Source organism: Streptomyces pathocidini (assembly GCF_001418495.1).
GTDB classification, from domain to species: Bacteria; Actinomycetota; Actinomycetes; order Streptomycetales; family Streptomycetaceae; genus Streptomyces; species Streptomyces pathocidini.
The window spans coordinates 1-7,058 of the sequence record NZ_LIQY01000364.1; the positions used below are offsets into that span (position 1 = coordinate 1).

Sequence of the window (7,058 nt, forward strand, 5' to 3'; positions counted from 1 at the left end):
GGCCACCACCGCCCCGCCGCAGTTCACCGCCGCGGAGTCGGCCGGGGCGCCTGCCGAAGGCGGGGCCGAGGCGCCCCGCGGCCCCTCCGACCCCCAGTGGGAGCGCGTCACCGACAAGGGGCTGCCCAAGCGGATGCCGAAGAACGTGGACCTGGCTTCGCAGAGTTCCGAGCGGACCGGATCCGTGGACGCGTCGGCGCTGCGCGCCAAGCTCGGCGGGTTCCACCAGGGTGCCAAGGAGGGCCGGCGGGACGCCGAGAAGGAGATCGTCGGGGGAGCCGCGGAGGCCGAGCCGGTGGCAGCCGGCAGCGGTCTCGGCGGAGGCGACGGCGCGGGGGAAGGCGCCACCACGGGAACGGGGGAAGGCGCCAACGTGCGTGAGAGGGAAGGCGCCAACGCGCGAGCGGGGGAACAGAGGGGGGCTTCGGCCAAGGGTGGCACAGTCGAGGAGGCACGCGGTTGAACGCGTTTACCAGGCACAGCCAGGACAGCCAGCACCATGACCATGACCAGCACCACGACCAGCACGGCGCGGGCAGCTCGCTCGCGATGACCGCGGCGACCGCCACCGTGCCGTACGGGCTGAGCAGCGAGGCCCGCAATCTCCAATGGCTGCTGAACAACCTCGTCGGCGAGGTCCCCGGCCTGCGGTCGGTGGCTGTCGTCTCGTCCGACGGACTGCTCCTGCTCTCCTCGGACACCGACCAACCGGGCCGCGAAGCGGACATCCGTAGCCGCCGGGACCGCCTGGAGGGCCGCTCCGCCGTACCGTCCCAGCGCGCCGCCACCAACCCCAAGCCCCGGGGCGGGAACGCGAGCGACCTCGCCACCATCGTCTCTGGCCTGGCGGCCCTCACCGTCGGCGCCGCCAAGCTCATGGACGCCGGGGTCGTGAAGCAGACCGTGGTGGCCATGGACGAGGGCAGCCTCTTCGTCATGTCGATCAGCGACGGCTCGCTGCTCGGCGTGCACGCCGCCGCGGACTGCGACATGAGCGTCATCGCGTACCACATGGCCCTCTTCGTGGGCCGCGCCGGCCATGTCCTCACCCCCGAACTCCGCAGTGAACTGCGCAAGTCCCTGGAGAGGGAGCTGTGACGCCACCCAAACTCCCGCAGCGCGGCGGGGACCGCAAACCCGCGCGCGTCCGCCCGTACGCGCTCACCGGCGGCCGCACCCGCTTCGGCCACGTGCTGCTCGTCGAGACGTTCGTCGCGGCGCTCGACGGGCCCGAGGAGCGGCGCGAGCTGACCTCCGGCGGTTGGGGGGATCGCGTGATGCCGGAGATGCGGGCGATCGTCGAACTGTGCCGCAGGATGCGCACGGTCGCCGAGATCTCCGCGCTGCTGAAGATGCCGCTGGGCGTGGTCCGCGTGCTGCTCAGCGATCTGGCCGACCAGGGAAAGATCCGCGTCTACGGCACCGGCCACGGCACCGGCCGCCCCGAACGCGCACTGCTGGAAAGGGTGTTGAGTGGACTCCGTAGGCTCTGACACCACGGTCGGCACGGGCATCGAGGACGCCTACGGCCTGGGCGTCAAGGACATCGAGGAAGAGGGCGGGCTGCAGGGCTGGCAGACCGACCGCACCCGGGCCCCCGTCGCCACGAAGATCGTCGTGGCGGGCGGCTTCGGCGTGGGCAAGACGACCTTCGTCGGCTCGGTCTCCGAGATCACCCCGCTGACCACCGAGGCCCTGATGACCGAGGCCTCCGAGGACCTCGACGACCTGGCGCCCACCCCGGAGAAGACCACGACCACGGTCGCCATGGACTTCGGCCGGATCACGCTGGACTCCGACCTCGTGCTCTACCTCTTCGGCACGCCGGGCCAGAAGCGGTTCTGGTTCATGTGGGACGACCTGGTGCGCGGTGCGATCGGCGCGATCGTCATGGCCGACACCCGCAGACTCCAGGACTGCTTCCCGGCGCTGGACTACTTCGAGAGCTGCGGGCTGCCGTACGTCGTCGCGGTCAACCACTTCGAGGGCAGCGAATCGTTTGAGCCCGAGGATGTACGGGAGGCCCTGACGGTGCCTCCGCGGGTGCCGATCGTGATCATGGACGCGCGCCGGCGGATCACCGTCCTCGACTCCCTGCTGGCCCTTGTCGGCTACGCGCTGGACCTCACGCCCGAGTAAGCCCGGGGCCGCCGCCCGCACCCGTATTCCCTGGAGAGAGAAAGCACCGTCATGCGGAAGATACTCATCGTGGGGGCCGGACAGTCCGGCCTCCAGCTCGCCCTCGGCCTGCAGTCGCGGGGGTACGAGGTCACCCTGATGTCGAACCGCACGGCCGACGAGATCCGCGCCGGCCGGGTCATGTCCACCCAGTGCATGTTCCACACCGCCCTCCAGCACGAGCGCGATCTGGAGGTCAACTTCTGGGAGAGCCAGACCCCGCGCATCGAGGGCCTGGGGGTCTCTGTCGCGGGGCCGGAGTCCCAGAGGGTGATCGACTGGGTCGGCAAGCTCGACGGATACGCCCAGTCTGTGGACCAGCGGGTCAAGATGGCCGGCTGGCTGGAGACCTTCGCGCAGCGCGGCGGGCAGCTCGTCATCCACGGCGCGGCGGTCTCCGACCTGGACTTCTTCGCCCGCAGGTACGACCTGGTGATGGTCTCGGCGGGCAAGGGCGAACTGGTGTCGATGTTCGGCCGGGACGCCTCGCGCTCCCCGTACGACGCCCCGCAGCGCGCGCTGGCCGTCGCGTACGTGCACGGGCTCGGACCCCGCCCGGAGCACCCGGAGTTCGACGCGGTCCGCTGCAACCTGGTGCCGGGCGTCGGCGAACTGTTCGTCATGCCGACCTTCACCACCTCGGGCCGGGCGGACATCCTCTTCTGGGAGGGCGTCCCCGGCGGCCCGCTGGACGTCTTCCAGGGCGTCAAGGATCCCCAGGAGCACCTGGCGCTGGCCCTGGAGCTGATGGAGAGGTACACGCCCTGGGAGTACGCGCGCGCCACCAAGGTCGAGCCGACCGACGCCAACGCCACCCTGTCCGGGCGTTACGCGCCGATCGTGCGCAACCCGGTCGGCCGGCTGCCCGGCGGCGGGCTGGTGCTGGGCGTGGCCGACGTGGTCGTGGCCAACGACCCGATCACCGGCCAGGGCTCCAACTCGGCCTCCAAATGCGCCGCCGCGTACCTCGCCTCGATCACCGAGCACGGCGACCGGCCCTTCGACGAGGCCTGGATGCGCGCCACCTTCGACCGCTACTGGGACACCGCCCAGCACGTGACGAAGTGGACGAACGCGATGCTCGCCCCGCCGCCGGAGCACATCCTCGACCTCATCGGCGCCGCGGGCGGGCTCCAGCCGGTCGCCGACCGCTTCGCCAACGGCTTCGACAACCCGGCGGACTTCGAGAACTTCTTCTACGACCCCGAGCTCGCCGGCTCCTACCTGGCGGCCGTCTCGGCCCAGGTGCAGGCGGGAGCCTGAGCCCGGAAACGGATGGAACCATTCGGGGTTCTGCGGTGTATTGAAAAGAGCGGAGCCGGACGGGGGCGGTGGCCGGGCCCATCCTGAGCCCGGCTCACGACCCCGGCCCGTCCGGCGTTCGAGGACGAGCCCGCGGGGCGATCCGGGGGCTGGCCCGGGTTCTGCCGCAGCTCAGGCCGGGGCCGTCTCGGGCATGCCGTCGTCCTCGTCCTCGTCCTCCGAAGTCCCCGACACCGACGCGTGGTCGGGGCCGGTCGGAAGGGAGTAGCCGGTGTCCGATCCCGAGGCCGCGCCCGAGGGGAGGTCCGGGAGGGAGTACGCGGTGAGGGCCTTTTCGGAGGTGTCCGGGCGGACCGCCCCCAGCAGCGGGTTCGCCGCGATCGGCGAGACCTTGATCCGCGCCCCGGGCCGGGGCGCCTGCACGACCTTGCCGTTGCCGATGTAGATGGCCACGTGCGTGGCGTCCTTGAAGTACACCACCAGGTCCCCGGGGCGCAGCTCCCGCAGCGGCACCTTCTGCAGCCGCCGCCACTGCAGTTGGCTGGTGCGCGGAATGGCCCGCCCCGCGTGCGCCCAGGCCTGGGAGGTCAGCCCCGAGCAGTCGAAGGCCCGCGGCCCCTCGGCCCCCCACACGTACGGCTTCCCGAGCTGGGCCACCGCGTACGAGATGGCCCGCGCGCCGGCTGCCGACGGCTTGCGCACCGAGGCGGGGCGCAGGGTGCCGGACCGCAGCAGGGCCCGCTGCGCGGCGGCGACCCGGCTGCGCTCCAGCTTTCCGACGGCGGCCAGTTCGGCGGGGGAGAGCGAGATCAGTGTCCGCTCCACCGCGTCCAGCTGGAGCCGCACCGCTTCCCGCTGCCGGAGTTTCCGTGCGGCGAGCGTCTGCTGCCGGTCCAGCGCCGTACGGGCCCTGGTGGCGAGCCCGTCCAGCCGCCGCTCGCCGGCGCTCAGCCGCAGGACGGTGGCGCGGCGGGTGTCGGCGGCCCGCCGGATCAGGTGGGCCTGGTCCAGCGCGCCCTGCGGCTCGCGGCTGAGCGCCATCCGCAGATACGGGGAGAGGCCGCCGGTGGAGTCCTGGTACTGCTCCCGGGCCAGCCGCCCGGCGTGGTCCCGGCCGTCAGCGAGTCTGATCCGGGCCCTGACGAGCCGGGAGCCGAGCACGCGGACCTTCCGCCGCTGGTCCTTGAGCTCGACGGCGGTGGCGTTGTAGGCCTCGCTGGCCTGCTCCGCCTCCCGGTACAGCGTCTGAAGCCGCGTCAGCAGCGTCTGCACCGAACGCTCGCCCGGGTCGGCGACGGCGTGCGGGGGCGGTGCGGCCACGGCCAGCGCGGTGCCGGCGGCCACCGCAGCCACACGGACCGACCGTACGAACCGTCCTGACACCGGCTCACCTCCGTTGGATCGCAGTCCACTCGCAGTGCAGGACCGATCTTTGAGAGGTAGTCGTATGAGCGGCAATCACCGCTGGGCGGAACCGCCCAAGGAAGTCACCCGATAGGTGCCTCGTGACGCGGGGCCGCGCGGTGCTGCCGGGCCCCGGTGGCGGCCCGTGCTATGGCGCGAGCGTTTCGGCGGGGTGTTTCGGCGGGGGCGGGAAAGGAGCTGGTGCCCGCTCCGGGGGGTTGGCGGGCACCAGCGGTCTTGTATTTTCTCGTGGTCCGGTTTCTCCGGGCCGGCTTCTGGGGCCGGTTCCTTGGGCCTGTTCCCGGGTCCGGTTTCCCGGGGTCCGGTTTCTCGGGTCCGGTTTCCCGGGTCCGGGCGTCACCCGGCGCGGTTCACGCCAGCCAGTGGTTGCCGGTGATGGCGATCATGACCTGGAGCTGGATGCTGGAGCCGTAGTAGCTGCTGCTGTCCAGGGGTGTGGAGTTGAGCTTGTTCCACAGCGCGTCCAGCCAGGCCTGGCTGCCCGAGTCGGCCGCGGCCGCGACCGCGAACGGGGCGATGAAGGCGACCGAGGAGCCGGACTCGGCGACACTGCCGTCCAGCCGGTAGCCCTGCTGGATGTTGGCGGGGTTGCCGCCCGCCGCCGACTTGATCCAGGTGTTCATCTTGCGCACGGCGGCGAGCGACCTGCTGTCGCCGCTGGTCAGCGCGTCGACGCCGATCCGCCACGGGTCGCGGCAGGCGTTCCAGGAGTAGGCCCCGTCCAGCGGGGACTCCAGCACCTCACCGGCGGCGGGCTTGGGGCTGGTCGTGGTGTCCTGCACGAAGTCCGGCAGCAGGCCGGTGTTCGGGGCGTACTGCGACTGGAGGCTCGCGATCAGCGTCTGGTGCTTGTCGCGGATGGTGTCCCAGGCGGCGTCCCCGGTCGCCTTCTTGAAGGCGCGGAAGTGGCCGGGAAGCCAGTCCGAGGTGCGGCTGATCTTGTTGTAGTCGCCGGAGGACCAGTCGCCCAGGTTGGTCAGGTTGGTGGCGGAGACGATCTCGCTGCGCTTGATCGCGTTGATCCGCCGGACCGCCAGGTCCTTGTAGTTGTACGTGCCGGTGCTGCCCCACTGCTTGTCGGCGAGCAGCAGCGCGTACGCGATCTCCAGGTCGCCGTCGGTGGCCGAGTCGCTGCCGTTGACGCTCTGGCAGCTGGAGTTCTGCTCGGCCGCGTGCAGGTCGGCGTCGTTGACGGAGGGGTGGTCGAGCACGTACTTCAGGACGCGGTCGAAGTCGGTCTTCGCGGCGGCGTCCGCGCCGGCCATCGTGGCGAGGATGGTCAGCCCGTAGCCCTGGCCCTCGGCGACGTAGGGGTGGTCGGCGTCGGGGGAGGCGATCGCGGCCCAGCCGTTGCCGCAGCCCGACTTGAGGAACGCGGCCTTCCACTGCTGGTAGTACGTGACGACCTTGGCGTCGTTGGCCGCCTGGTCGCCGGAGACCTTGATCGTCCCCGCGGCGTACGGGAAGGAGTGGCTGCCGAAGGGCACGTTCGGGCCCGCGGTCTGGTTGGCGCTGGTGGTGACGGAGAGCGGGGTGGAGGCGGGTGAGGTGTTGCCGGCGGCGTCGCGGGCCTTGACGGTGAAGGAGTAGGCGGTGTTGGCGCTCAGGCCGCCGACGGTGGCGCTGGTGCCGGTCACGGAGGTCTTCAGGGTCGTGCCCTGGTAGACGTCGTAGCCGGTGACGGCGGTGTTGTCGGTGGCGGCGTTCCAGGCGAGGGAGACGCTGGAGGAGGTCTTGCCGGTGGACCGCAGGTTGCCGGGTGCGGTCGGGGCCTGGGTGTCGCCGGTGCCTCCGCCTCCGCCGGGTCCGTCGAGGCTGATGTCGTCCGCGTAGTACGTGCCCTGCCCGTACCAGCCGCTCACGTACACCTCGGCGGTGGTCTGGGACGCGCCGGTGGTGAACGTGGTGGTGAGCTGGGTGTAGGCGCCGGTGGAGGTGGTCCAGGTCGAGGAGCCGCCCGTGACACCGAGATAGACATTGCTGCCGCGGACCCAACTGGAGAGCGTGTACGCGGTGTTGGGCTGTACGGATACGGTCTGCGAGCACTTGGCGAGGTCGGTGGAGCTGGTCGCCCCGGCCAGGGCCTTGGTGCCGCCGTGGACGGGGGAGGAGACGATCGAGCCGAGCCCGCCGGTGCAGGACCAGCCGGAGAGCGAACCGCTCTCGAACCCGGAGTTCGACAGCAGATTGGC

Annotated in this window: 6 protein-coding genes and 1 pseudogene; 5 read left to right on the forward strand and 2 right to left on the reverse strand. The window is 71.5% G+C overall.

Annotation, left to right across the window (positions count from 1 at the left end):
- From AOK16_RS27235 to AOK16_RS17440, 5 genes and pseudogenes are all read left to right on the forward strand, one after another.
- A pseudogene (locus tag AOK16_RS27235) lies at positions 1–463 on the forward strand (histidine kinase); the annotation flags it as partial.
- Between the two features lie 86 nt (positions 464–549).
- Positions 550–1,098 carry a roadblock/LC7 domain-containing protein gene (locus tag AOK16_RS17425; protein ID WP_055473162.1) on the forward strand — a complete coding sequence of 183 codons (549 nt, stop codon included), beginning with the start codon at positions 550–552 and terminating at the stop codon, positions 1,096–1,098.
- Positions 1,095–1,493, forward strand: a complete 399-nt coding sequence (locus AOK16_RS17430; RefSeq protein ID WP_055473163.1) for a DUF742 domain-containing protein — start codon at positions 1,095–1,097, stop codon at positions 1,491–1,493. Before AOK16_RS17425 ends, AOK16_RS17430 begins: the two co-directional genes overlap by 4 nt.
- A 19-nt stretch (positions 1,494–1,512) precedes the next feature.
- Entirely contained in the window at positions 1,513–2,139 is a 627-nt protein-coding gene (locus AOK16_RS17435; RefSeq protein ID WP_055473164.1) for a GTP-binding protein, read from the forward strand.
- A gap of 51 nt (positions 2,140–2,190) precedes the next feature.
- Positions 2,191–3,441: a styrene monooxygenase/indole monooxygenase family protein gene (locus tag AOK16_RS17440; RefSeq protein ID WP_055473160.1), complete on the forward strand. Its 1,251-nt coding sequence runs from the start codon at positions 2,191–2,193 to the stop codon at positions 3,439–3,441.
- 171 nt (positions 3,442–3,612) lie between these two features.
- On the opposite strand, the gene AOK16_RS17445 is transcribed toward AOK16_RS17440, so the two are convergent.
- Entirely contained in the window at positions 3,613–4,824 is a 1,212-nt protein-coding gene (locus AOK16_RS17445; protein WP_055473161.1) for a C40 family peptidase, read from the reverse strand.
- Positions 4,825–5,216: 392 nt separating this feature from the next.
- Positions 5,217–7,058 (reverse strand): glycosyl hydrolase family 8 (locus AOK16_RS17450; protein WP_079101494.1); only part of this gene is annotated, 1,842 nt, incomplete at its 5' end.